The organism is Bradyrhizobium sp. WYCCWR15520 (assembly GCF_056174665.1).
Genome location: NZ_JBWBWM010000015.1, coordinates 166,676 through 188,774, shown reverse-complemented (window position 1 = coordinate 188,774; position 22,099 = coordinate 166,676). Strand labels below are relative to the sequence as shown.

Annotated in this window: 24 protein-coding genes; 14 read left to right on the top strand and 10 right to left on the bottom strand. The window is 64.0% G+C overall.

All coding sequences use genetic code 11. From position 1 onward, the window contains the following. Window positions 1-81: 81 nt before the first annotated feature. On the bottom strand, window positions 82-249 hold the full coding sequence (locus tag AC0QUY_RS19195; protein ID WP_161853071.1) for a hypothetical protein: 168 nt from the start codon (window positions 247-249) through the stop codon (window positions 82-84). 217 nt (window positions 250-466) lie between these two features. On the opposite strand from AC0QUY_RS19195, the gene AC0QUY_RS19190 reads away from it, so the two are divergent. Next, entirely contained in the window at window positions 467-631 is a 165-nt protein-coding gene (locus AC0QUY_RS19190) for a Flp family type IVb pilin (protein ID WP_161853072.1), read from the top strand. A 22-nt stretch (window positions 632-653) separates the two neighbouring features. Next, window positions 654-851: a hypothetical protein gene (locus tag AC0QUY_RS19185; RefSeq protein WP_161853073.1), complete on the top strand. Its 198-nt coding sequence runs from the start codon at window positions 654-656 to the stop codon at window positions 849-851. Window positions 852-858: 7 nt separating this feature from the next. On the opposite strand, the gene AC0QUY_RS19180 is transcribed toward AC0QUY_RS19185, so the two are convergent. Both AC0QUY_RS19180 and ku read right to left on the bottom strand, forming a co-directional pair. Further along, window positions 859-1,095: a hypothetical protein gene (locus tag AC0QUY_RS19180; RefSeq protein ID WP_475387953.1), complete on the bottom strand. Its 237-nt coding sequence runs from the start codon at window positions 1,093-1,095 to the stop codon at window positions 859-861. Window positions 1,096-1,131: 36 nt separating this feature from the next. Continuing rightward, window positions 1,132-2,115 carry a non-homologous end joining protein Ku gene (gene ku, locus AC0QUY_RS19175; protein ID WP_475387952.1) on the bottom strand — a complete coding sequence of 328 codons (984 nt, stop codon included), beginning with the start codon at window positions 2,113-2,115 and terminating at the stop codon, window positions 1,132-1,134. Window positions 2,116-2,368: 253 nt separating this feature from the next. Here ku and AC0QUY_RS19170 point away from each other — a divergent pair, with 253 nt between their 5' ends. From AC0QUY_RS19170 to AC0QUY_RS19155, 4 genes are all read left to right on the top strand, one after another. Then, window positions 2,369-2,521: a hypothetical protein gene (locus tag AC0QUY_RS19170; protein ID WP_187399341.1), complete on the top strand. Its 153-nt coding sequence runs from the start codon at window positions 2,369-2,371 to the stop codon at window positions 2,519-2,521. A gap of 235 nt (window positions 2,522-2,756) precedes the next feature. Then, window positions 2,757-3,428: a response regulator transcription factor gene (locus AC0QUY_RS19165; RefSeq protein WP_475387951.1), complete on the top strand. Its 672-nt coding sequence runs from the start codon at window positions 2,757-2,759 to the stop codon at window positions 3,426-3,428. A 98-nt stretch (window positions 3,429-3,526) separates the two neighbouring features. Continuing rightward, window positions 3,527-4,900, top strand: coding sequence for a sensor histidine kinase (locus tag AC0QUY_RS19160; RefSeq protein WP_475387950.1), 1,374 nt, complete (start codon window positions 3,527-3,529; stop codon window positions 4,898-4,900). 154 nt (window positions 4,901-5,054) lie between these two features. Next, window positions 5,055-6,461, top strand: coding sequence for a hypothetical protein (locus tag AC0QUY_RS19155; protein WP_475387949.1), 1,407 nt, complete (start codon window positions 5,055-5,057; stop codon window positions 6,459-6,461). Between the two features lie 22 nt (window positions 6,462-6,483). On the opposite strand, the gene mntR is transcribed toward AC0QUY_RS19155, so the two are convergent. Further along, the gene (gene mntR / locus AC0QUY_RS19150) at window positions 6,484-6,972 is read right to left on the bottom strand and encodes a manganese-binding transcriptional regulator MntR (protein ID WP_474416839.1); all 489 of its coding nucleotides are present in this window, start codon (window positions 6,970-6,972) and stop codon (window positions 6,484-6,486) included. Between the two features lie 220 nt (window positions 6,973-7,192). Here mntR and AC0QUY_RS19145 point away from each other — a divergent pair, with 220 nt between their 5' ends. Continuing rightward, window positions 7,193-10,363 (top strand): TonB-dependent receptor domain-containing protein, encoded by a 3,171-nt coding sequence (locus AC0QUY_RS19145; RefSeq protein ID WP_475387948.1) that lies wholly within the window; start codon window positions 7,193-7,195, stop codon window positions 10,361-10,363. A 47-nt stretch (window positions 10,364-10,410) separates the two neighbouring features. Here AC0QUY_RS19145 and AC0QUY_RS19140 read toward each other — a convergent pair whose 3' ends face one another. The 3 genes from AC0QUY_RS19140 to exbB are packed head-to-tail and all read right to left on the bottom strand — an operon-like array spanning window position 10,411 to window position 12,421. Then, window positions 10,411-11,166: an energy transducer TonB gene (locus AC0QUY_RS19140; protein ID WP_475387947.1), complete on the bottom strand. Its 756-nt coding sequence runs from the start codon at window positions 11,164-11,166 to the stop codon at window positions 10,411-10,413. After that, window positions 11,163-11,588, bottom strand: coding sequence for a TonB system transport protein ExbD (gene exbD, locus AC0QUY_RS19135; protein WP_161853082.1), 426 nt, complete (start codon window positions 11,586-11,588; stop codon window positions 11,163-11,165). The genes AC0QUY_RS19140 and exbD overlap by 4 nt, the downstream gene beginning before the upstream one ends. A gap of 5 nt (window positions 11,589-11,593) precedes the next feature. After that, window positions 11,594-12,421, bottom strand: coding sequence for a tonB-system energizer ExbB (gene exbB / locus AC0QUY_RS19130; protein WP_161853083.1), 828 nt, complete (start codon window positions 12,419-12,421; stop codon window positions 11,594-11,596). A 300-nt stretch (window positions 12,422-12,721) separates the two neighbouring features. On the opposite strand from exbB, the gene ccmI reads away from it, so the two are divergent. The 5 genes from ccmI (at window position 12,722) to AC0QUY_RS19105 (ending at window position 17,444) form a co-directional block, all read left to right on the top strand. Next, window positions 12,722-13,825 (top strand): c-type cytochrome biogenesis protein CcmI, encoded by a 1,104-nt coding sequence (gene ccmI, locus AC0QUY_RS19125; RefSeq protein WP_161853084.1) that lies wholly within the window; start codon window positions 12,722-12,724, stop codon window positions 13,823-13,825. 40 nt (window positions 13,826-13,865) lie between these two features. Then, the gene (ccmE, locus tag AC0QUY_RS19120) at window positions 13,866-14,357 is read left to right on the top strand and encodes a cytochrome c maturation protein CcmE (protein ID WP_475387946.1); all 492 of its coding nucleotides are present in this window, start codon (window positions 13,866-13,868) and stop codon (window positions 14,355-14,357) included. Continuing rightward, window positions 14,354-16,336: a heme lyase CcmF/NrfE family subunit gene (locus AC0QUY_RS19115; RefSeq protein ID WP_475387945.1), complete on the top strand. Its 1,983-nt coding sequence runs from the start codon at window positions 14,354-14,356 to the stop codon at window positions 16,334-16,336. The genes ccmE and AC0QUY_RS19115 overlap by 4 nt, the downstream gene beginning before the upstream one ends. Before the next feature lie 4 nt (window positions 16,337-16,340). Further along, window positions 16,341-16,841 (top strand): cytochrome c-type biogenesis protein, encoded by a 501-nt coding sequence (locus AC0QUY_RS19110; RefSeq protein ID WP_475387944.1) that lies wholly within the window; start codon window positions 16,341-16,343, stop codon window positions 16,839-16,841. An 81-nt stretch (window positions 16,842-16,922) separates the two neighbouring features. After that, entirely contained in the window at window positions 16,923-17,444 is a 522-nt protein-coding gene (locus AC0QUY_RS19105; protein ID WP_475387943.1) for a DUF1993 domain-containing protein, read from the top strand. A 41-nt stretch (window positions 17,445-17,485) separates the two neighbouring features. Here the strand turns inward: AC0QUY_RS19105 and AC0QUY_RS19100 are convergent, their stop codons facing one another. From AC0QUY_RS19100 to AC0QUY_RS19090, 3 genes are all read right to left on the bottom strand, one after another. Next, window positions 17,486-18,001, bottom strand: coding sequence for an MAPEG family protein (locus AC0QUY_RS19100; protein WP_161853088.1), 516 nt, complete (start codon window positions 17,999-18,001; stop codon window positions 17,486-17,488). A gap of 12 nt (window positions 18,002-18,013) precedes the next feature. Then, complete coding sequence (locus tag AC0QUY_RS19095; RefSeq protein WP_475387942.1) at window positions 18,014-18,454, bottom strand: hypothetical protein; 441 nt, start codon at window positions 18,452-18,454, stop codon at window positions 18,014-18,016. Window positions 18,455-18,550: 96 nt separating this feature from the next. Beyond that, the gene (locus tag AC0QUY_RS19090; protein ID WP_475387941.1) at window positions 18,551-19,288 is read right to left on the bottom strand and encodes a TSUP family transporter; all 738 of its coding nucleotides are present in this window, start codon (window positions 19,286-19,288) and stop codon (window positions 18,551-18,553) included. A gap of 110 nt (window positions 19,289-19,398) precedes the next feature. Here AC0QUY_RS19090 and AC0QUY_RS19085 point away from each other — a divergent pair, with 110 nt between their 5' ends. Together AC0QUY_RS19085 and AC0QUY_RS19080 are read left to right on the top strand one after the other, a co-directional pair. Beyond that, window positions 19,399-20,283 (top strand): LysR substrate-binding domain-containing protein, encoded by an 885-nt coding sequence (locus AC0QUY_RS19085; RefSeq protein WP_475387940.1) that lies wholly within the window; start codon window positions 19,399-19,401, stop codon window positions 20,281-20,283. A gap of 163 nt (window positions 20,284-20,446) precedes the next feature. Continuing rightward, complete coding sequence (locus AC0QUY_RS19080) at window positions 20,447-22,045, top strand: Do family serine endopeptidase (RefSeq protein WP_475387939.1); 1,599 nt, start codon at window positions 20,447-20,449, stop codon at window positions 22,043-22,045. The last annotated feature ends 54 nt before the right edge of the window (window positions 22,046-22,099 follow it).

Genomic DNA, 22,099 nt, shown 5'->3' with positions numbered 1-22,099 from the left:
AGCGCAACTTCTAAAGAACGACCTTGCGGACCGGGCCATTGCCCGGTCCGTTTGTTTAGCGCCGCGGCAGGGCGGGGGTAGCTACCTCGCTTCGCCGCAGCGGTTGAACATCGCGGCCACCAGGCTGAGTATCTGCTCCAGAATAGGGTACGTCGCGGTCGGCGATAGTTCGGCGACGCGCTGCTCCTCGGTCTCCTCGTGCAGGAGCCCGATGTAATTCTTTCCCGTTTCGCGCTTCTGCGCCGCCATGTGCGCTCACTCCGCAGGACGCCGATCAGGCGACGATGGACGGGTGACGGACAATCGATGGTAAATTTTCCGTACCGTACGATCCCGGGGCACGGATTTCCTCGTCTGCCTTAATCAATCGTTCATGCTGTTCCTCAAGGCCTCTTCAACGGTTCCAATCTAGAGTTTAACCAGTATGGCGCGGGAGACCTCCGGGGAGCGTCGACAGGAGTTTTTTATGCGTCGATTACTTGCACGATTTTTCGACGATGAGCGGGGTGCTACCGCCATCGAATATTGTCTCATTGCGGCCGGTGTCAGCATCGTGATCGTCACCGCTGTCAACGGCGTCGGCAGCGCGCTCAGCACGAAATTCACCGACGTCGGCACCTCGATCAAGTAGCGGCAAGACCGCAAGCCGCATCATGCTCGAGCTGTTGTTGGGGTCGCAGTTGATGACCTGGGGGCCGCCGATCCTGGCCTATGTCCAGCAAAATCCGTGGCGCGTGTTCTCCGTGATATTGGTCGTAGCCCTGCTGATCGATTGGATGGTCAACGACCGGTCGTCTGGCAGTTGCGATGGCGGGCTGGACCTCGGGGACGGGGACGGCGGCGGGGATTGAACCGGCGTTATTTGTCTTTCCGGTCAGCATTGAGCGCCCGCAGCATCGCGATCCGCGCGAACATCAGCCAGCCGCCGCCGGTCTCCGCCGCGTTGATCAGATTTTCCACCGCAACCTGCCAATGCGCCTCGTGCTGCACTTTTTCCGGCAATGACATGATGTAGTCGGCGGCCTGCTGCAGCGTCGCCAGCCTGCCTCCGCCGCGAAGCGGTATCGGATCATCGAATGGGGCCGACCACGGCATCGCGCGCTAGATGATGCTATCGCGCTCCTTACCCGGTCATCCGGCCTTCTTGGTGCGGGCGGCGGTACGTACCGGCTTCTCCGCCTTCTTCGGCGCTTCCTTTACCGTTTCCTTGGCCGTCTCCTTGGCGGCACGCTTGCCGCTGCCGCTGATTGGCAACAGCATCTCGCGCTGGCCGGCGGCGGCTTTCTTCGGCTTCTTGCCTTTGGCCTTTTCCTGGGCTCGGGCAGGGGCGGCTTCTTTTTCGCTGGCGAGGCTGCGCTTGAGCGCGTCCATCAGGTTGATGACGTTGCCGGTGGTCTTCGGCGCCGCCTTGGCCTTGGTGCTCAGGCCGTTGCGCTTCTGGTTGATCAGGTCGATCAGCGCCTGCTCGTAGCGGTCCTCGAACTGCTCGGGCTCGAATGAAGCGGATTTCTGCTCGACGATATGCTTCGCCAGATCGAGCATATCCTTGGTGATCTTCACGTCCTGGATATCCTCGAAGTATTCCTTCTCGCTGCGCACTTCATAGGGGTAGCGCAGCAGCGTTCCCATCAGGCCCTTGTCGAGCGGCTCCAGCGCGATGATGTGCTCGCGGTTGGTCAGCACCACGCGCCCGATCGCGACCTTGTCCATGTTGCGGATGGTTTCGCGGATCACCGCGAACGCGTCGTGGCCGACCTTGCCGTCCGGCACGAGATAATAGGGGCGGATCAGATAGCGGCCGTCGATGTCGGATTTCGGAACGAATTCGTCGATCTCGATGGTGCGGGTCGATTCCAGCGCGATATCGTCAAGCTCGTCCTTCGACACTTCGATGTAGGTGTCGGTGTCGACTTTGTAGCCCTTCATGATGTCGTCGTTGGCGACTTCCTCGCCGGTCTCGGCGTCGACCTTGGCGTATTTGATGCGGTGGCCGGTCTTGCGGTTGATCTGGTTGAACGAGACCTTCTCGGTATCCGACGTCGCCGGATAAAGCGCGACCGGGCAGGTCACGAGCGACAGGCGCAGAAAACCCTTCCAATTGGCGCGGGGGGCCATGGGCTACTCCGAAAAACGCAACAGACAACCGCCGAGGATACCATCGGATCATCTCGTCTCAAATATGCCGGAGCGGGGAATCGCGGAACGGCGTTAACCGTTGGACCGCTGTTCTGCCGCCGGCCTGCGACCTTTGCACGCTGCCATCGGGCACCGCCGAAGTCCGGAACATCATCTCCGATCAAGCGTTGCTTTAACGGCCGGTGTCGAAGCATTCGCTGGCATTTACAGGCACTTACTTGAAGAGGTCACCATGGCAACGCAACGACATGGCCAGATCATCGAAACCCCGACCGAGGCGCGCCAGGCCGAACCCGGACCGTCGGTGCTCGCACTGCTGTCCGTTTCGACCGGGCTCGCAATTCTCATCCTGGGCATCGTCTGGTTCGTATTCTTCCGGACGTAAGGGCTGAAGCCTGCCCTTTTTTGCAGAGTTGTCGCGCGCGAGCGCCTGCCGGGCGCTTGGGGCATTCGATCGGGTATGTTAGGCGTTCGGCCTGCGGTTTGAGGGCATGATCCCGGCTGCGAAGGTCGTATAACGAAAAAGTAACATTGCACCGTGTGCCCCGTTCATGGCCCGTTCACGCGGGTCGGCCTCATCTTGGGATCTGATATCCTAGGGCTCATTTTTGGAGGCCAGCTTGCGCCTGCTTGTTGTTGAGGACGATCCGGATCTCAACCGTCAGCTTACGACGGCTTTGACGGATGCCGGCTATGTGGTTGATCGCGCGTTCGACGGCGAGGAGGGGCATTATCTCGGCGACAGCGAGCCCTACGATGCCGTCGTGCTCGATATCGGGCTGCCCAAGATGGACGGCATCTCGGTGCTGGAGGCGTGGCGCCGTAACGGCCGCGGGATGCCGGTGTTGATCCTCACCGCCCGCGACCGCTGGAGCGACAAGGTGCAGGGTTTTGACGCCGGCGCCGACGATTACGTCGCAAAGCCGTTCCACCTCGAGGAGGTGCTGGCGCGCATTCGCGCGCTGCTGCGCCGCTCCACCGGTCATGCGCAGTCGGAACTGACCTGCGGTCCGGTGTCGCTGGATACGCGGACCGGCCGCGTCAGCGTCTCCGGTAACCCGATCAAGATGACCTCGCATGAGTACCGGCTGCTGGCCTACCTGATGCATCACACCGGGCGCGTGGTGTCGCGCACCGAACTGGTCGAGCATCTCTACGACCAGGACTTCGACCGCGACTCCAACACCATTGAGGTTTTCGTCGGCCGCATCCGCAAGAAGCTCGATGTCGACATCATCCAGACCGTGCGCGGGCTCGGCTATCTCCTGACGCCGCCATCGCCCGGCACCTGATGAGCCTTGCTCTTTTATTCGAGCATGATCTTATCCGAAAGCAGGCCCCGATCCGGCGGATCGGAGCCTTGGGATATGCTCTTCGGGATCTTGCTCTGATGCGCGGAAGCTCGCTCGCCACGCGGTTGTTCCTGTCGGCGACCGCGTGGGTGGTCGTGATTCTGGTCATAACAGGCGTGATCCTGTCGTCGGTCTATCGCAACGCGACCGAGCGCGCCTTCGACCGTCGCATCAACCTCTATCTCCGCACCCTGATCGCCGAAGTCGCAACCCCCGACGAGCCGCCGGAGCATCAGTTCCAGTCGCTCGGCGAGCCGCTGTTCGAACTGCCGCTGTCCGGCTGGTACTGGCAGATCGTCCGCACCGACGAGAAGGCCGAGACGAAGGCGTCGCGTTCGCTGTGGGACAAGAAGTTGCCGAAGCTCGAGGATATCGGCGCGGATCTGACCCCCGCCGGCATCCGTCTCGGCTATATCGACGGGCCCGAGGGCCAGAGTCTGCGGGTCGTCGAGCGGCCGGTCGATCTCGGCGCCGACGGCAAATTTCTGGTCAGCGTGGCGGGCGACGCCTCCGAGATTTTCGACGAAATCCGCGCCTTCGACTATTATCTCGGCGGCACCTTCGCAGCGCTCGGCATCGTGCTGCTCCTGACCACGATCTTCCAGGTCCGTTTCGGTCTGGCGCCGCTCAAGCGGATTTCGGAATCGATCGCCGACATCCGTTCCGGCCGCGCCGAACGGCTGGAAGGCGAGTTTCCCGTCGAGATCGCGCCGCTGGCGCGCGAGACCAACGCGCTGATCGATGCCAACCGCGAGATCGTCGAGCGCGCGCGCACCCATGTCGGCAATCTCGCCCACGCCATCAAGACGCCGCTCTCCGTCATCGTCAATGAGGCTGCGGCCCACGCGGTAGATCCCTTTGCCAGCAAGGTGTTGGAGCAGGCCGATGTGATGCGGGATCAGGTCGCCCATCATCTCGAGCGCGCACGTATCGCCGCGCGCGTCACCATCGTCGGCACCGTTACCGAGGTCGCGCCCGCCATCGAGGCGCTGCGACGGACCATGGAAAAGATCCATCGCGATCGCGCCATCACCATCGCGGTCAGGGCCGACCCGCAAGCGAAGTTCCGTGGCGAGCGCCAGGATCTCGAGGAGATGGCCGGCAACCTGGTCGACAATGCCTGTAAATGGGCGGTCTCGCAGGTCTTCATCGAGGTGCGGGCGGAGCCCCCGACCTCGGCCGGCAGCGGACCGCGGCTGCGGATCATCGTCGATGACGATGGCCGCGGATTGTCTGCCGCTGAGCGCGCGCAGGTCTCCCGGCGCGGCCAGCGGCTGGATGAATCCAAGCCGGGTTCCGGGCTCGGGCTTTCGATCGTGGTCGATCTGGCCAGCCTCTATGGCGGCAGCCTTGTCCTGGGCGACGCCCCGATCGGAGGACTGCGGGCGGAACTGGTACTGCCTGGGATATGAAGGCGACATCCGGCTGAAGGGTTGAAGGCGGTACCCGGCACTGCCCGGAGGCGATTTCATTATTCCTAAACGCCTTCTTAACGCGCCCCCTCCTAAGATCGACGCCGGACGTGTTTTGCCGTCCGGATGACACACGCATATCCACACCAGGCGAATGAGCCAGACATCGACCGAGCGGCTGAGGGACTATCTTGCGCAGCTCCCGCCTCAATCGCAGGCGCTGCTGATGCGCGAGTTCGAGCGCGCCATCGAGCGCGGGGAAGACCTCGCCGTCGCCAATTTCGTGCTCGAGCAGTTGCGCAAGGTCGTGCGCGGGACCGAGGAAGACGATGAGGCGCGCCCGCGGACCGACGATCCGGCGCGCCTGTTGTACGGTCCGCTCGAGCCGTTTCTGGTCGAAAGTAATTTTCCAGTGCGCGCCGGCCAGATCCGGCGCGCGTCATTGCTGCCGGTCTGGCAATGGCTGGGCCGCGACGGCGCGCCCGAGGCCGTGCGCGCGTTCGAAACGACGCTCAACGAGATCAGGCTGAGCGGCTCCACCGCAGGTCTCGGAGCCGCCACCCGCAAGTTTCAGCTCGCCGCGGCCGAAGCGATTGTCCAGGTCGCAACCCCGGTGCAGGGCGACGACCGGCACCGTGCGCTTTCGCGGATCGGTGCGCCGAGCGTCGTCGAGGACCTGCTGTCGATCGGCGCAGTGCTACGGGCCCGTGAGGCGATCGATACGCTCGGCAGCAGGCTTCCCGGCCAGATGCGGGCGCTGACGCCTTCCCAGCTCGAGATGGTGACGGCGGCGCTTAACGTCCCCTCGTTGCAGACGCCGCAATTGCTGCCGTTCGCGCTGTCGCTGATCATGCAGCGGCTGGCGGCGCCGTGGCAGATCATCCGTCTCGCGATCAAGATGGCGGCTTCCGACGACGAGATTCGCGTGGCGGCCACGCCCTATGGCATCGCCGTCACGATCGCGCTGCACGATCTCTCCTTCCTCACGGCCTGCCTGCGTACGGACATCCGGCGCGGCCATTTCGATAATGTCGGCGACCAGCTGAAAGTCCTGCACGACGGCGTGCGGGGCCTGCGCACCGAACTCGATCTGCGCAACGATTCCGCGTGGGGCCGTCAGCTCACGTCGATCCGTGCCGACATTTCCAACTCCCTGCAGTCGGAAATCGAGAGCGTACCCGGCCGCGTCCGCCGCGTCCTGCGCCAGCGCGCCGACAAGGATATCGGCTCGGCGCCGAAGATCGACGCCTCGGAGGTCGAGGAGATCGCCGCCCTGATCGACTTCGTGGCGGTGTGCCGCACCTATGCAAGCGAACTCGCCATCAACGAGGTCACCTTGCGGACCTATTCCGACCTGCAGCATTACGTCGAGCATTCCACCGAGAGCCTGGTGCAGACGCTGCGCGGTGGCGATACCAAGGCGCGCGCCTACCGGCAGATGCAGGCCAAGGCCGCAATCCGCTTCTGCGAAATCCTGTTCGGCCATGACTATGCGTCACTGATGAACCGGGCGGCCGAAAATGCCATGACCGGCGAGCGCAAGACGAGCAAGGCCGGGTAGGGAGCATTTCGATCCTATCGCGTCACGCCTTGCGTCGATCCTTGGCATGGCGAAGAAATTCGGCGAAGGCCTTGAGGGTCACATCGGAAACATGATGTTCGATACCCTCGGCGTCAGCCTCAGCGGCTTCCTGGGGAACGCCGAGCGCCAACAGGACATCAACCACCAGACGGTGACGCGTGCGGACTCGCTTGGCGAGCGCCTCGCCCTTTTCGGTCAGGAATACCCCGCGATAGGGGCGGGCTGTCACCAGATCTTCGCGCTTCAATCGCGCAATGGTGTCGATCGCCGTTGGGTGCGACACGCCCAGCCTGCGCGCGATGTCGGTAGGACGCGCTTCGCCGGTCGTTCCGAGGAGGTCGGAGATCAGTTCGACGTAATCTTCCAGAACCGCCGTCGACCGCGCCGATCGCGCCTTGCCAAAGCGGCGCGCCTGCGTCTGTTCCGCAGGCAGAGGCTGCATCGGTTTGGCCCGATCTGTCGAGGGCTTGCGCACCACTGCACCTTCCAGGCGAATCCATCCAGACGAGGCGCGACCATGGCGTGGTGCCGACCACATTGCAAGTTGGCGGCCTGTCGCCGATCAGCAACAGGCCGTCACTGCATTTGCGAATCGTTCGCAGCATCTTGACAGTTAATGGCTCAGCATTAACATGTAGCCTAACCTACGTTTTTGACGTCGCGGCATTATCAGAGGCTGTTTGCTGAAGCGCGATCGGTTGGGGATGAATATGCGCGCGACGCGAATGGCCCTTCTGGGCACATCGGCACTGGCCGTGGTTTGTTTGAGCGAGAGCGCGGCGCTGCCGCAAACGGCAGCGCCCGCGCCGACGGCGCCGCAGGTTGCGCCGGCAGCCGAACCATCCGCTCCGGCACCTCCGGCTGCGGGGCAGCCCTCGGCGGAGTCGGCACCGCCGCAAACCCCGCCTGCACCGGCCACGGCGGCCGGTCCGCCAACGACGTCGAATGCGCCGGCGGAAATCGACATGCCGCAAGTGACGGTGGAGGGGCGTCAGCCCAAGCCGGCACGGCGGACCACGCGCAGCGAGCCTGGTCGGGCTTCGAGAACAGTCGCGGCGCCACCGCCAGGCCCGCCGCCAGCGACCACGCCGACGTCACCCTTCAATCCGCCGTTCGCCCCGCTGTCGACGCTCGGAAGCAATCAGGTCCAGACCGGCAGCAGCAATGGTGGATTTGGCAGCCTGTTCACCAACATGCCCGGCGCGACGTCTGCAGGCCTTGCCACGGAATCGTCGCGCCCCGTTCTGCGCGGCCTGACGGACGCGAAGGTTCGTATCCAGGAGAACGGCGTCGGCGCGGTCGACGTGTCTGACATCGCCCAGGACCACGCGGTGCCGATCGACCCTCTCGCCATCCAGAAGGTCGACGTCGTTCGCGGACCGGGTGCGCTCCGTTTCGGCTCGCAAGCCGTCGGTGGTGTCGTCGACGTCAACAACAACCGGATTCCGACTGCTGCGCCGCTCGGGGGAGTGGCTGCCGAACTGAGGTCGGGTGTGACAAGCGTCAACAGGGGATGGGAGAGCGGGCTTTTGCTGGATGCCGGCGGCCGCAACGCCGCCGTTCATGCCGACATCTACGGACGGTCTTCCGGCGATTATAGCATCCCGAGCTACCCCTATCTCGTGCCGCCGAACCCCGCACCTGCCTTCAACGGCAAGCAGCCGAATTCGGGTTCGAAGAGTGCCGGTGCGGCGATCGGCGGATCTTATCTTTTCGATGGCGGTTATGCCGGCATCGCTGTGTCGCGCTTCACCAGCGACTACTACGTCCCTGGTATCGCGACCGCGGACGCGCGCCAGCACAACGACCTCGAGCAAACCAAGATCAGCTCCAAAGGCGAGTATCGTCCTGACGCGAGCGCGCTGGCGGCCGTCAGGTACTGGACCGGATATTCGGAGTACCGGCACGACGAGACTGTTCTCGCCACCACCGGATTCCAGGAGATTACCGCCACCTTCAAGAACAAGCAGACCGAGGGCAAGCTCGAGTTCGAACTCGCGCCGTTCGCCACGCCGCTGGGGGCGCTGACCAGCATCGTCGGCGCGCAGGGCGCTTACCAGCAACTGGATACGGCGGGGCAGGCGATCTTGCTTCCGGCCCAGACAAGGACGGCGGCAGCGTACTTCCTCAATGAGGTCAGGCACACCGATACGCTGCGCACGCAGTTGGCGGGGCGCATCGAGGGGGTCGATGTCGCCGGAACGGCGTTCACCTTCCCGCCGAACTTTCTCCCGCCGCCGAACGAGCCGGGCAGGGCTGCCGCCAAACTCGACTTCATGCCGAAGAGCATCAGTTTCGGCATCATCAAGGATCTTCCATTCTCGCTGGTCGCAAGCCTGACATTGCAGCGCATCGAGCGTGCACCGCGCGCTCTCGAACTGTTCGCCCAGGGGCCCGACGGTTCGGAGAAGACGTTCAAGATCGGCAATCCGAACCTCGGCATTGAAACCGCGCAGACAGCGGAAATCGGCTTGAAGCGCACAGACGGCGATTTCAGGTTCGCCGCCAATGCCTACTACACGTCGTACAACAAGTTCATTTTCTCGCGCGCCACCGGCATCTTTTGCCAGGAGACGTTTGCAACATGTGGAACCGGCACCGATTACATCCAGGTCAATTACGATCAGCGCGACGCAACCTTCCGCGGCGGCGAACTGGCGTGGCAATGGGACGCCGCACAACTTGCCAACGGCACCCTTGGTATCGACGGCCAATATGATGTGGTGCGGGCGACGTTCACCGACGGCAGCAACGTGCCGCGCATTCCTCCGATGCGGCTGGGCGGCGGCGTCTACTGGCGCAACGACAACTGGTTTGTCCGCGCGGGGTGGCTGCATGCATTTGCGCAGAATGACATTCCGCAGTTCGACACGACAACTCCCGGATATGATTTGGTCAAGCTGCAGATCGAACATCGGAAGTTCTGGAAGGACTCGCCGTGGGGCGCGGTCGAGGTCGCGACCGGGCTGGTCGGCGACAATCTGCTCAACGCCAACATTCGTAACTCCGTTCAATTCCACAAGGATGAAATCCTGCAGCCCGGGCGGGGCTTCAAGCTGTTTCTCAATGTCAAATACGGTGTTGATCGGCCGAGTGGACCTCCGGGCACCTGGATCGGGACGGCAAACCGGCCGGCCGGCATTGGCTTCTACAAGAGCCCCGCACTCGATGTCGGCTGGAATTGGGCAGGCATCTATGCCGGCGGCAATGTCGGATATCTGAGGGGTGAGGGTGTCACCAACGCGGCCTTCAACGACGCTGCTACAGGTCTTTCGCTTGCCGGAGACCGCCTGTCGGCTACGCAGGATACCGCGAGCTTCGGCCTCCAGTCCGGCTACAACTGGATATCGGGCCGGATTCTGGCCGGCATCGAAGGGGATTTCGAGTATCGCAATCAGCATGAAAGCAGCGCTGCCACATGCCCCGGTAACGTCTGCAACGCGGCGCTGGCTCCGCTCGACGCAACCGTGAGGGCAGATCTGGACTATCGTTTGGGATGGGTCGCCTCGGTTCGAGGCCGGGTCGGAACGCTCGTGACGCCGGACCTGCTTGCCTACGCCACCGCGGGTGTTCCATTCGGCAGGATCACGACGTCGACGTCCGTCGCAGGCTTCGATAACGCGGGTGTCGCGACGACGGCGTCCCTGGATCGGCACCTGTATCGGGCAGGCTGGACCGTGGGCGCCGGCGTCGAGAGGCGGTTGACGGGGAACTGGACCGCAAAGCTCGAATATCTGCACATGGATTTCGGTTCGGTGCGTTCGACGCCGCCGGTGGCAGCCAACACCGCGGTGGCGTTCGACGCCAACACCCGCGTGACCAGCGATGCAGTCAGGGTCGGGGTGAATTACAAATTCAGCGGAGCGATCGTCACGGACTAATCGCAGCGAAGTCCGAGAGCAGACGATCAGTCCTGCCCGCCAGCCGTCTATTTTACGGTGAAGCGGATCGGCTGCCTCACGACAACGAATTCGCCGGGGAACGTTGCGGGCGGCGCAGGGAAAGGCTGCGCGCGCTTGAGAAGCGCGAGCGCTTCCTCGTCAAGGGCGCTGGATCCCGAACTTTGGGTTACGCGCCCACCGACAACCATTCCCTTGCGATCGAGCGTGAACGACACTTGCGCCGTTCCCTGTTCGCGCCGCGACCGAGCGGCCTCCGGGTATCGCTTGTTCTTTTCGACCAGGGCGAGGACCTGCGTTCGCCAGGTCACCACGGCTTCGGAATTCTTGTCGTTCGGCACGCCCTGGTTCGGCGCCACGGCGACCGGGGCGATCCGCTCGTTGATCGCCTGCGGTGCCGATGTCGTGGCGGCCGCCGCCTGCTGCTGCGGCGTCACGTCCGGCTGCAGCTTGGTCTGCAGCGCCACGGTGGCGTCCGGATTGGGAGCGGGCGGCAATTCGGGTGTTTCGTCGGGCGGCGTTTCCGCAGGCTTCGCCACCGGCTGCGCTTCCGACATCACCTGTTCCGGACCGGGCGCAATGTCGCTCGGCGTGGTCGCCGGTGCCGCGGTCAGCGGCGCCAGATCGACCACGATCGCTCCCGAAGGTTCGGCGGCCACGGTATCGTCCGCGGAGTGCCAGGTGGCGAGCGTGGCAGTCAATCCGGCGTAGACCGACAGCACCGCGAGGCCGCTGAACATCCATCGTCGCAGGTCGGAACGATCTTCGGCCGCAAGTTGCATCATAGCGGTGAAGCTTGCTCCATGCCGACCAGCGCGACCTTCAGATAGCCGGCGGCGCGTAACAGGTTCATGACCTGCATCACCTCACCATAGGGAACGAGCTTGTCGGCGCGCAGGAAAATACGGGTGTCCTTCTGGCCGCTGGTGCTCGCATCGAGCACGCCGGGCAGGGCGCTGCGGCCGACGGTTTCGTTGCCGACGGAAAGCGAGAGGTCCGGCTTCACCGTCAGATAGACCGGCTTGTCCGGCCGGGGCTGCGGCTGTGCGTTCGAGGCCGGAAGATCGACGGCGATATCGACGGTCGCGAGCGGTGCTGCGACCATGAAGATGATGAGCAGAACGAGGATGACGTCGATGAACGGCGTCACGTTGATTTCATGGACCTCGGAGAGGTCGCCGTTGCCCTGGTTCAGACTGGCGGCCATGGCTGCTACTCCGCCGCCGTGAGATGCCGCCGGACGAGCAGGTTGCCGCTGTCGAGGTCGCGTCCGACGAGCCGTGTGATTTCCGCCGACCCGTCTCCGAGCAGCGCGCGGTATGAGGCGATCTGGCGGGCGAACAGGTTGTAGATCACGACAGCTGGGATCGCCGCCACCAGCCCGAGCGCCGTCGCCAGCAGCGCCTCGGCGATTCCAGGCGCGACCACCGCAAGGTTGGTGGTTTGCGATTTCGAGATCCCGATAAAGCTGTTCATGATTCCCCAGACCGTTCCGAACAGCCCGACGAACGGGCCGGTCGATCCGATGGTCGCAAGCACGCCGGTGCCGAGGGCGATTCGCCTGCTTGCCGCCGCCTCGATCTGTTGCAGCCGGGAGGCGATCCTCACCTTGATCCCTTCCTTGTCCATTCGATCGGTGCTCAGTCTGAGTTCGGTCATGGCGCCGTCGATCAACTGGGCAACCGTGCCTTCGGGGATCTGCCGCACGGCGTCATCCACGCTTCGGGCGTTGGCGAGTGCGCGCAAAGCGATGCCGGCTTGCCGCCGCGCTCTGATCAGTTCGATGGTCTTCGAGAGCCACACCGTCCATGTCACCGCAGTCGCGAACAGCAGACCGACCATCACCGCTTTGACGACGATGTCGGCCTGCATGAACATGCCCCAGGGGCTGAGATCCCGGGGGAGCAACGCGGCTGCGACCGCGGTCCGTTCCGTTGCGTCCTGGGCAGAGGCCGGAAAGCAGAGCAACAACAGCGGAAATGAGAGAAACGGAGCGGCGCCGCGACGAAGTTCGCGTCGAAAAGCATTCCAGGCTCGCATCGGTGACCTCTGAAGGGGGGAATTAATGTCTTTACCTCATTTTGTAGCATCACCTACGACTTGGTGTAAATACTAACAGAGGACACCGCCTTTAATTGTGCGATCATTCAGGTACAATTTGAGCGAGCTGGCGTTCGCCCGTGCCGACCTGCGGCGAAGCGGGCCCGACTGATGATGCCCTGTTCCCCGGATTTTCTGCCGCAATTGTCAATTGCCGGGCTTGCTGCCGGTGGTGTAAAGCGGCGCATCGACGGCGCTTAGTCCAATTCTAAGAATGCCGTTCCGTCCGGGAACCGCTTGATGGCATTGTGGTTTGTGTTCGCGCTGATGACCGTCGCGGCGATCTTCGCCGTGCTCTGGCCGTTGAGCCGCGGCTCTTCTGCACAGGCCGGCGGCAGCGAGGCGGCGGTCTACAGGGATCAACTCGCCGAAATCGATCGCGATGTCGCGGCGGGTCTGATCGGCGTGTCCGAGGCCGAGGCCGCGCGTGTTGAAATTGGCCGCCGGTTGCTCGCCGCCGCGGATGAAGAGCTCGGCCCGCCGGCGCGTGCCAACCTGGGCCTGCGCCGTGGCTCGGCCATTCTGGCGCTGGTGGGGCTACCGATCGCAGCGGTGACGTTCTACCTCGCGGTCGGATCGCCGCGTCTCGGCGATTTTCCGCTCGCCGAGCGCACCCGCACCGCGGACCCCAGCCAGCCGCTCGACAATATGGTGGCGCAGGTCGAAGCGCATCTGGAGAAAAACCCGACCGACGGCCGCGGCTGGACCGTGCTGGCGCCGGTGCTGGCACGGCTCGGCCGTTACGATGATGCGGTCCGCGCCTACCGCAATTCGATCACCCATGCCGGTGACAGCGCCGAGCGTCGCTCCGATCTCGGCGAGGCGCTTGCGGGCGCGGCGGGTGGCGTCGTCACGGCCGAGGCCAAGGCCGAATTCGAACGCGCGGTGGCGCAAAGCGCCGACGATCCGAAGGCCAATTATTTCCTTGGGCTCGCCGCCGAACAGGATGGCCGCAAGGGCGACGCCGCGACGATCTGGCGGGGCCTGCTCGCCAAGTCGCCCGCCGACGCGCCATGGCGCCCGTTGCTGGAGGCGGCGCTGGCCCGGGTCGGCGGATCTGTCGCGCCGGCTCTTTCCAACGATGCGATGGCGGCCGCCAAGGACATGAATGAGGATGACCGTGGCGCGATGATCCGTGGCATGGTGGATCGGCTTGCGACGCGGCTGAAGCAGAGCGGCGACGACGTCGAGGGATGGTTGCGCCTGGTGCGGGCTTATCTGGTGATGGGCGAACGCGACAAGGCGGCGAGTGCGGTCCTTGAGGCGCGGCAGGCGGTCGCGGGCGATGCGGAACGCTTGCGCCAGCTCAATGCGGGGCTGAAGAATCTCGGGCTTGATGGATGAACAGGGCGGCGGGACGCGCAAGGGAAGACAGAGGACGGAAATGACGCGCAAGCAACGGCGTTTGACCATGATCGGCGGTTCGCTCGCGGTGCTCGCGATTGCGGCGGCGCTGGTGCTGAACGCCATGCGCGATTCCATCGTGTTCTTCTCGACGCCGACGATGGCGGCGGAGAAGCAGATCCCGCCGGGCAAACGGTTCCGCCTTGGCGGCCTGGTGCAGCCGGGCTCGCTGGTACGCGGGGACAATCTCGCCGTGAATTTTTCCGTCGCCGACGGCAGCGCCACGCTTCCGGTCGCCTACAAGGGAATTTTGCCGGACCTGTTCCGAGAAGGGCAGGGCGTCGTCGCCGAAGGCGCGATCGACGCCTCGGGGGTCTTCAGGGCCGATACCGTGTTGGCAAAACATGACGAAACCTACATGCCCAGGGATGTCGCCGACGCCCTGAAGAAGCAGGGGCACTGGAAGGACGATTACGGCGCCAAGCCCGGTGCCACGGCAGCGTCGGCGCCGGTGCAAGGTACCTCGAAGTGATCGCGGAAGCAGGGCATTACGCGCTGGTGCTGGCGCTGGGACTGGCATTGATCCAGTCCACGGTGCCGATACTGGGCGCGCGCTGGGGCGATCATGCGTTGATGAATGTCGCGCGTTCCACCGCGCTGGCGCAATTGCTGTTCGTGGGCGCATCGTTCGCGGCGCTGACGATGCTGCATGTCGTCTCGGATTTCTCCGTCGTCAACGTGTTCGAGAATTCGCACTCGATGAAGCCGCTGCTCTACAAGATCACCGGCGTGTGGGGCAATCACGAAGGATCGATGCTGCTGTGGGTGTTGATCCTGGCGCTGTTCGGAGGTCTGGTCGGCGCCTTCGGCAACAATCTGCCGTTGTCCCTCAGGGCGTACGTGCTGGCGGTGCAGGGCTGGATTGCCGCCGCGTTCTACCTGTTCATCCTGGCCACCTCCAATCCGTTCCTGCGCATCGCCAGTCCTCCGATCGAGGGCCGCGATCTCAATCCGGTGCTGCAGGACATCGGTCTCGCCGTGCATCCGCCGATGCTCTATCTCGGCTATGTCGGATTTTCGATTTCGTTTTCCTTCGCCGTCGCCGCTCTGCTCGAAGGCCGCATCGATGCGGCCTGGGCGCGCTGGGTGCGGCCGTGGACGCTGTTGGCGTGGATCTTCCTCACGCTCGGCATCGCGATGGGATCGTACTGGGCCTATTACGAGCTCGGCTGGGGCGGCTGGTGGTTCTGGGATCCGGTCGAGAACGCTTCCCTGATGCCGTGGCTCGCCGGCACCGCGCTGCTGCATTCTGCGGTCGTGATGGAAAAGCGCAACGCGCTGAAGGTCTGGACCATCCTGCTGTCGATCCTGACGTTCTCGCTGTCGCTGCTCGGAACCTTCCTGGTGCGTTCCGGCGTTTTGACCTCCGTACATGCGTTTGCGACCGATCCGGCGCGCGGCGTGTTCATCCTGCTGATCCTCTGCCTGTTCATCGGCGGCAGTCTTTCGCTGTACGCATGGCGCGCGTCGGCATTGAAGCAGGGCGGGCTGTTCGCGCCGATCTCGCGCGAAGGCGCGCTGGTGCTCAACAATCTCTTTCTCACCTCGGCCTGCGCGACCGTCTTCATCGGCACGCTGTATCCGCTGGCGCTCGAGGTTCTGACCGGCGACAAGATCTCGGTCGGCGCGCCGTTCTTCAACCTGACCTTCGGGCCGCTGTTCGTGCCGCTGCTGCTTGCCGTGCCGTTCGGTCCGCTGCTGGCATGGAAGCGCGGCGATCTCTTCGGCGCGGCGCAGCGGCTGATGGCAGCCGGTATTGCGGCCTTGATCGCGGTGGCGGTGCTGTTTGCATGGACTTTTGGCGGTGCAACTCTCGCGCCGCTCGCGATCGGGCTTGCGGTCTTCGTCATCGCGGGCGCATTGACCGACCTCGCGGAGCGTACGGGACTGTTCCGCACTCCCCTTGCGGTCGCAATCGCCCGTGCGCGTGGCTTGCCGCGGGCAACCTGGGGCACGGCGTTTGCCCATGCCGGCCTCGGCGTCGCCCTGATCGGCATCGTCTGCGAGACCACCTGGAATAGCGAATATATCGGCACGATGAAGCCGCGCGATGTCGCAACCGTCGCCGGCTATCAGTTGAAGCTCGACGACATCACGCAACGGCAGGGACCGAATTTCCGCGAAATGATTGCGCAGTTCACCGTCAGCCGTGACGGCGAAACGCTCCAGGTGATGACACCGTCGAAGCGCAACTTCACCACGCGGGGTTCCTCGACTACCGAGGCCGCGCTGCTGACCCGCGGCGCCAGCCAGCTCTATGTTTCGCTCGGCGACACCAATGCGGACGGCGCCATTGCGGTGCGCATCTATCACAAGCCGCTGGTGCTCCTGATCTGGTGGGGGCCCGTCCTGATGGCGTTCGGCGGCCTGCTGTCGCTGTCGGATCGCCGGCTGCGGGTCGGCGCGCCGAAGCCGGCCAAGGCCGCGCGTGCGCTGGCCCCGGCGGAGTAGGTCGGTGAAGCGCCTCCTCGCCTACGTATTTTTCGTCGCGGTGGTGTCAGCCACGCCGGCCGCTTATGCCGTGCAGCCCGACGAGATCATGGCAGACCCTGCCAAGGAAGCGCGTGCACGCAACCTGTCGCGCGAGCTGCGCTGCATGGTGTGCCAGAACCAGTCGATCGACGATTCCGACGCGCCGCTAGCGCGCGACCTGCGGCTTCTGGTGCGCGAGCGCATCGCAGGCGGCGACAACGACAGCCAGGTGATCGATTTTCTGGTGGCCCGCTACGGCGAGTTCGTGCTGCTGAAGCCGCGCCTTACGCCGCATACGCTGCTGCTGTGGCTGTTGCCGCCGCTGGCACTGGCCGGCGGCGGACTGGCGCTGTGGTTCTACAGCCGCCGCCGCTCGCAATCATCTGATGCAACCGATCCATCCTTGCTCAGATTGAGCGAAGAGGAGCAAGCCCGGCTGGAGCGCCTGATCGCGGCGGAGACCACATCGGAAAAGAAGAGCTGACCGCCTCATTGCAGGCGGGCAGGTTTCCGCTATGAAATCCCCTGGCTAGAAAAATAATATTGCCTTGGGAGAAAACCGGACATGGCCTTTTCACTCTACGACGCCAGCGTGGCGAATTATCTGCAGACCCTCGGTGCGGTCGGCGGCTTCCTCGAGCGTGGTCTAAAGCACTTTCGTGACAACAACATCGACCCGGAAACGATGGTCGAGGCGCGGCTCGCGCCCGACATGCTGCCACTGCGCTTTCAGATCATCTCCGTCGCCCAGCATTCGCGCGGCGCCATCGAGGGCGTGCAGAGCGGAGAATTCCGTCCGCCGGCATTCAAGACGCCATACGACTACGCCGGATTGCAGGGGTTGGTCGCGCAGACCCGCGAGGCGCTGGAGGGCTGGACACCCGAGGCGGTCAACGCGCTCGGTGGCCGCGACGTCGTCTTTCATCTCGGCGAACACAAGCTGCCCTTCACGGCGGAGGGCTTTCTGATGTCGTTCTCGCTGCCGAACTTCTATTTCCACGCCACCACCGCCTATGACATCCTGCGCACCAACGGCGTGCCGCTGGGCAAGCGGGATTTCATGGGCCGGATGAAGATGAAGAAGTGACCTCGGCGCGAGTTGGTTGCGGAAGATCAGATTGACGTCATTCATCCCCGCAGAATGTTCCAGCCCGCCCAGGCGAGAATGCCGATATTGAGGTACATCGTCGCCGCCATGCCGAACGCCCGATAGAGCGGGTGGATCCGGTAGCCGATCCAGAATGCAAATCGAGCGACGATGAACACGATGGTCGCCGCAGCGATGACTTTCATCTGGCCCGGCGCCAGACTGACGCTCAGGGCCAATGTGCCGATCACGAACAGCACATATTGCTGCAGCGTGTTGTCGAGCACACGTCCGTTGATCAGCGTTGCCTGATCCTCCTTGCGCAGCGTCGGATCGATCGCTTCGCTGAGGAAGCGGTTGTTGGCGACGGTGATGGTGCCGACCATCAGCGGGATCGCGGCAAGGGCGTTTGCCTTCAGGGTATAGGCAAGCCGGCCGGCGACATCGGTAAGGGCCGAGGTATCCGCCCAGATCATCGAGATGCCGGCGATTGCGGCCACCATGGTCAGGACGCCGCTGCCGGCGCCGACCGCAACGGTTTTTTGTTCATAAGTCATGGCGCGTCTCCACTATCGATAGTCGGACGAAATCGGATCGGCGCGAACCGCAGGACTGTCCGGCATCCGGGCCGAGATCGCGGCAGACATCTGCAGCACGACAAACAGACCATGCATTGCCGTGGTGACATAACCGACCAGCAGCATGTCGGCCGCAATGAAGAGCTGCCAAAATACCAGATTGGCGGTCCCCAGCAGGACATGAATGGCGACCGCCGCGAGGTGCCAGCCGCGTGCCGGCTGTGCGCGCCACATCAGGATACCCAGGATGAACGCCAGTCCGTGCGCCTCGATGAACCCAATTCCGGCATAGGGGGCCTCGGCCACGACGCGCGCGATCGGCCCAAGGCCGAAGAAGATTCCACGAACGTCGCTTGCAAAGCCGCCCGCGGACGCTGCCAGGAGAAACACTGCATTGGTGCGCAGGAGGATGTGTCGGATAGCGATAGTCATTGGGATCTCCACTGTGACAGCACTCATGACGACGAAGACCTGAGAGGTGAAGCGGCAGAGAAAGCACCGGCTTTCCGTCAATGTGCACGGCGCGGGTCACAACAGCACCACGCCTTGAATCAGATAGATGGTGGACACCGCGCCGATCACGTACCGCGACCAGGTACGGAACTGCGCTTCGCTGATGATCTCCAGCACGAACCGCGAGAGGTGCGTCCCGGCGACCGCAAGCGGGATCGCCACAACGATCGCGATCAGCGACAGGGCCTCGCCGCCGGCGAGCAGGTGACCGAAATAGACGGCCTTCAGAAAGTGCCCGAGCACTTGCACCGCGGCCTTGGTGGCGACAAGTTGCCGGCTGTTGAGTTGCGAGCGCACGAAGAAAACGTCCAGGATCGGGCCGGAGACCCCGGCCAGAAGCTGCAGCACGGTGCACAAGACGCCGCAGCCATGCGCGTGGCCGAGCTTTCCGATGTCGGGTGTGAGCCGGCCGGGAAGCAGCAGCCCCAACAAGGGGCTCACGCCAACAATAATTAGGGCTACCGCCTTGCTCGCCACGAGCGCCATGACGCCGACCACAGCCGCTGCGACCACCGCGCCGCCGGCGTAATGGGCAACGATCCGCCAATCGATATGCGAGCGCCACTGCCAGGCGCGCCAGCCGTTCGAGGCTATCTGCACGAGGCCGTGCAGAACCATGGCCGGCGCCAGAGGCATGAAAGCCAGCAGAATTCCCATCAGGATCATGCCTCCGGCCATCCCGAAAATACCCGAGATGAAGGAGGTCGACACAATGGCGGCGGCGAATCCGGCTGCGATCGGGAGGCTGAGCATGGGCGTCGTCCGGTTAGATCCGATGCCGCTCCATGCGCGTTTGACAGCCGCTTCGCAAACGCGTTTAGTTCAGCCATAGGCCAAGTAAAAGTTAGCCTCGGAGGATGTCCATGCGCCGCCTGCCTTCGCTGAACGGCCTGCGCGCCTTTGAGGCCGCGGCGCGCCATGGCAGCTTCGTGGCTGCGGGCCAGGAGCTGAACGTTACCCAGGCCGCGATCAGCCGCATGGTGCGGCTGCTCGAAGCGCGTCTCGGATTTCAGTTGTTCGAGCGGCTCCCCAACGGCCTTGCGCTCACTGCGCAGGCGAGGGCGCTGCAGCCAAATCTGACGAGCGCATTTGACTCGATTGCATCGAGCGTCGCGCAGGTTTCGGCGATGCGCACCACGCCGGTTTTGACGATCGGTGTCGGCCCATCCTTTGCGACGCGCTGGATGATTCCGCGCCTTGCGAGCTTTTATCGCGCACATCCCGACATCGAGGTGCGGCTCGCTACCGGCGGCGCGATCAATCCGTTCAAGGACGACTGGACTTGCGGCATCCTTCTTGGCGGTGGCGACTGGCCGGAACTGTCGGCGGAGCCGCTGTTTTCGGCCGACCTTTTTCCGGTATGCGCCGCGTCGATTGCGCGGCGGCTCGGCAAGCCGTCGGACCTGATGCAGGAGAGCTTGCTGCAGGTGACTCATTCGCCGGAGGATTGGCCGTTATGGCTTTCCGCCGCAGGCGTGAAACGGCGTCGTGGCGCATTGGGGCCGAGCTTTGCCAATTACGGAATGGCGCTACAGGCGGCGCTCGACGGCGTTGGCGTGGCCATTGGCCTGCGCCCCTATGTCGAAGACGACATCGCCATGGGACGTCTGGTCGCGCCGTTTTCGCTGTCGGTGCCGAAGGGCAGGGCCTGGTATCTCGTGTACCGTCCGTTCCGCGAGACCGATCCCGGCCTGATCGCCTTCCGCGACTGGCTGAGGCACAATTTCACGGAAAAGCCGCAGAGCTAAACGGCTGATTTGCCCGCGCTATTCTGCCGCATCCATAAGCCGCCGCATTACAAAATTTTAATCCCCCAGCCAGCGCGCGGTAAGGCGGCAAACACCATCTTCAGGCCCTGTCAGGTGCCCAGCCCCGCACCGTCGAAATTCAGGCTCTGGAGATTTTAGAAACATGACCGAACGTCCCGTCGATCTTTCCTCGCTACCGACCAACGGCGCGCCGCGCCGTTCTCTGTTCTCGGCGCGCAAATTCGCGCTGATGGCTTCCGTCGTCGCCGGCCTCGGCGCCGCCGTCTATGGCTTCTCGCCGCAGCAGGGCCCGGTCGATGTCTTCACCAGCGCGGCGCATGCGCAGGTCAACACCGAGGTCCGCAAGGTCGAACGGCCGATCGGCTTTGCCGACATTGTCGAGCGCGTGAAGCCGTCGGTGATTTCGGTCAAGATCAACATCGCCGCCAAGACCTCGAAGGGTGACGACAGCGCCAACAAGGACGAGGACTCGCCGTTCCAGCCGGGCTCGCCGATGGAGCGCTTCTTCCGTCGCTTCGGCGGTCCGGATGGTTTGCCCCCTGGCCTGCGCGGCGGTCCGCGCGGTGGCCGTGGCCCGGTGACGGGTCAGGGTTCCGGCTTCTTCATCTCGCCTGACGGCTATGCCGTGACCAACAACCACGTGGTCGACGGCGCCGACAAGGTCGAGGTCACGATGGACGACGGCAAGACCTACACCGCGAACGTGATCGGCACCGATCCGCGCACCGACCTCGCGCTGATCAAGGTCGAGGGCCGCAAGGATTTCCCGTTCGCCAAGCTGTCCGATAGCAAGCCGCGGATCGGCGACTGGGTGCTGGCGGTCGGTAACCCGTTCGGCCTCGGTGGCACCGTGACCGCCGGCATCGTCTCGGCCTCCGGCCGCGACATCGGCAACGGCCCGTATGACGACTTCATCCAGATCGATGCGCCCGTGAACAAGGGCAACTCCGGCGGTCCGGCGTTCGACACCAATGGCGAAGTGATGGGCGTCAACACCGCGATCTATTCGCCGTCCGGCGGCAGCGTCGGCATCGCGTTCTCGATCCCCGCTTCGACGGTCAAGAACGTAATCGCCCAGCTCAAGGACAAGGGCTCGGTCAGCCGCGGCTGGATCGGCGTCCAGATCCAGCCGGTGACGTCTGACATTGCCGACAGCCTCGGCATGAAGAAGGCGGAAGGCGCGCTGGTGGCGGAACCGCAGCCGAATGGTCCGGCGGCCAAGGCCGGCATCCAGTCCGGCGACGTGATCACCGCTGTCAATGGTGAGCCGGTCAAGGATGCCAAGGAACTCGCCCGCACCATCGGCGGTCTCGCGCCGGGCGCCTCGGTCAAGCTCAACGTGCTGCAGAAGGGCCAGGACAAGGTCGTCAACCTGACGCTCGGCCAGTTGCCGAACACGATCGAGGCCAAGGGTTCGACCGACAAGGAAGACAAGGGCAGCCAGAGCAAGGGAACCGATGTGCCGAGGCTCGGCCTGACGGTTGCCCCCGCCAACAGCGTGGCCGGCGCCGGCAAGGAAGGCGTCGTCGTGACCGAAGTCGATCCGAAGAGCGCCGCGGCCGAGCGCGGCTTCAAGGAAGGCGACGTCATCCTCGAAGTCGCCGGCAAGAGCGTCGGTACTGCGGGCGAAGTCCGCGAGGCGCTGGATGCTGCGCGCACCGAGAACAAGAACAGCGTTCTCATGCGCGTGAAGAGCGGCGGTTCGTCGCGTTTCGTCGCGGTGCCGCTGGCGAAGGGCTAAACGAGGACTAGATACCAGATGGAGGGTTTCGCCGGCATTCGTCGCCCCCGCCGA

Bases quoted from the DNA above. Each gene is read 5' to 3' on its own strand.
- AC0QUY_RS19180 (WP_475387953.1), bottom strand. From the start codon at position 1,095: ATGCCGTGGTCGGCCCCATTCGATGATCCGATACCGCTTCGCGGCGGA.
- AC0QUY_RS19170 (WP_187399341.1), top strand. From the start codon at position 2,369: ATGGCAACGCAACGACATGGCCAGATCATCGAAACCCCGACCGAGGCG.
- AC0QUY_RS19105 (WP_475387943.1), top strand. From the start codon at position 16,923: ATGGCCTTTTCACTCTACGACGCCAGCGTGGCGAATTATCTGCAGACC.
- exbD (WP_161853082.1), bottom strand. From the start codon at position 11,588: ATGGCCGCCAGTCTGAACCAGGGCAACGGCGACCTCTCCGAGGTCCAT.
- AC0QUY_RS19190 (WP_161853072.1), top strand. From the start codon at position 467: ATGCGTCGATTACTTGCACGATTTTTCGACGATGAGCGGGGTGCTACC.
- AC0QUY_RS19080 (WP_475387939.1), top strand. From the start codon at position 20,447: ATGACCGAACGTCCCGTCGATCTTTCCTCGCTACCGACCAACGGCGCG.
- exbB (WP_161853083.1), bottom strand. From the start codon at position 12,421: ATGCGAGCCTGGAATGCTTTTCGACGCGAACTTCGTCGCGGCGCCGCT.
- AC0QUY_RS19140 (WP_475387947.1), bottom strand. From the start codon at position 11,166: ATGATGCAACTTGCGGCCGAAGATCGTTCCGACCTGCGACGATGGATG.
- AC0QUY_RS19085 (WP_475387940.1), top strand. From the start codon at position 19,399: ATGCGCCGCCTGCCTTCGCTGAACGGCCTGCGCGCCTTTGAGGCCGCG.
- AC0QUY_RS19090 (WP_475387941.1), bottom strand. From the start codon at position 19,288: ATGCTCAGCCTCCCGATCGCAGCCGGATTCGCCGCCGCCATTGTGTCG.
- AC0QUY_RS19160 (WP_475387950.1), top strand. From the start codon at position 3,527: ATGCGCGGAAGCTCGCTCGCCACGCGGTTGTTCCTGTCGGCGACCGCG.
- AC0QUY_RS19100 (WP_161853088.1), bottom strand. From the start codon at position 18,001: ATGACTTATGAACAAAAAACCGTTGCGGTCGGCGCCGGCAGCGGCGTC.
- AC0QUY_RS19155 (WP_475387949.1), top strand. From the start codon at position 5,055: ATGAGCCAGACATCGACCGAGCGGCTGAGGGACTATCTTGCGCAGCTC.
- ccmI (WP_161853084.1), top strand. From the start codon at position 12,722: ATGGCATTGTGGTTTGTGTTCGCGCTGATGACCGTCGCGGCGATCTTC.
- AC0QUY_RS19185 (WP_161853073.1), top strand. From the start codon at position 654: ATGCTCGAGCTGTTGTTGGGGTCGCAGTTGATGACCTGGGGGCCGCCG.
- AC0QUY_RS19095 (WP_475387942.1), bottom strand. From the start codon at position 18,454: ATGACTATCGCTATCCGACACATCCTCCTGCGCACCAATGCAGTGTTT.
- ku (WP_475387952.1), bottom strand. From the start codon at position 2,115: ATGGCCCCCCGCGCCAATTGGAAGGGTTTTCTGCGCCTGTCGCTCGTG.
- AC0QUY_RS19145 (WP_475387948.1), top strand. From the start codon at position 7,193: ATGCGCGCGACGCGAATGGCCCTTCTGGGCACATCGGCACTGGCCGTG.
- AC0QUY_RS19195 (WP_161853071.1), bottom strand. From the start codon at position 249: ATGGCGGCGCAGAAGCGCGAAACGGGAAAGAATTACATCGGGCTCCTG.
- ccmE (WP_475387946.1), top strand. From the start codon at position 13,866: ATGACGCGCAAGCAACGGCGTTTGACCATGATCGGCGGTTCGCTCGCG.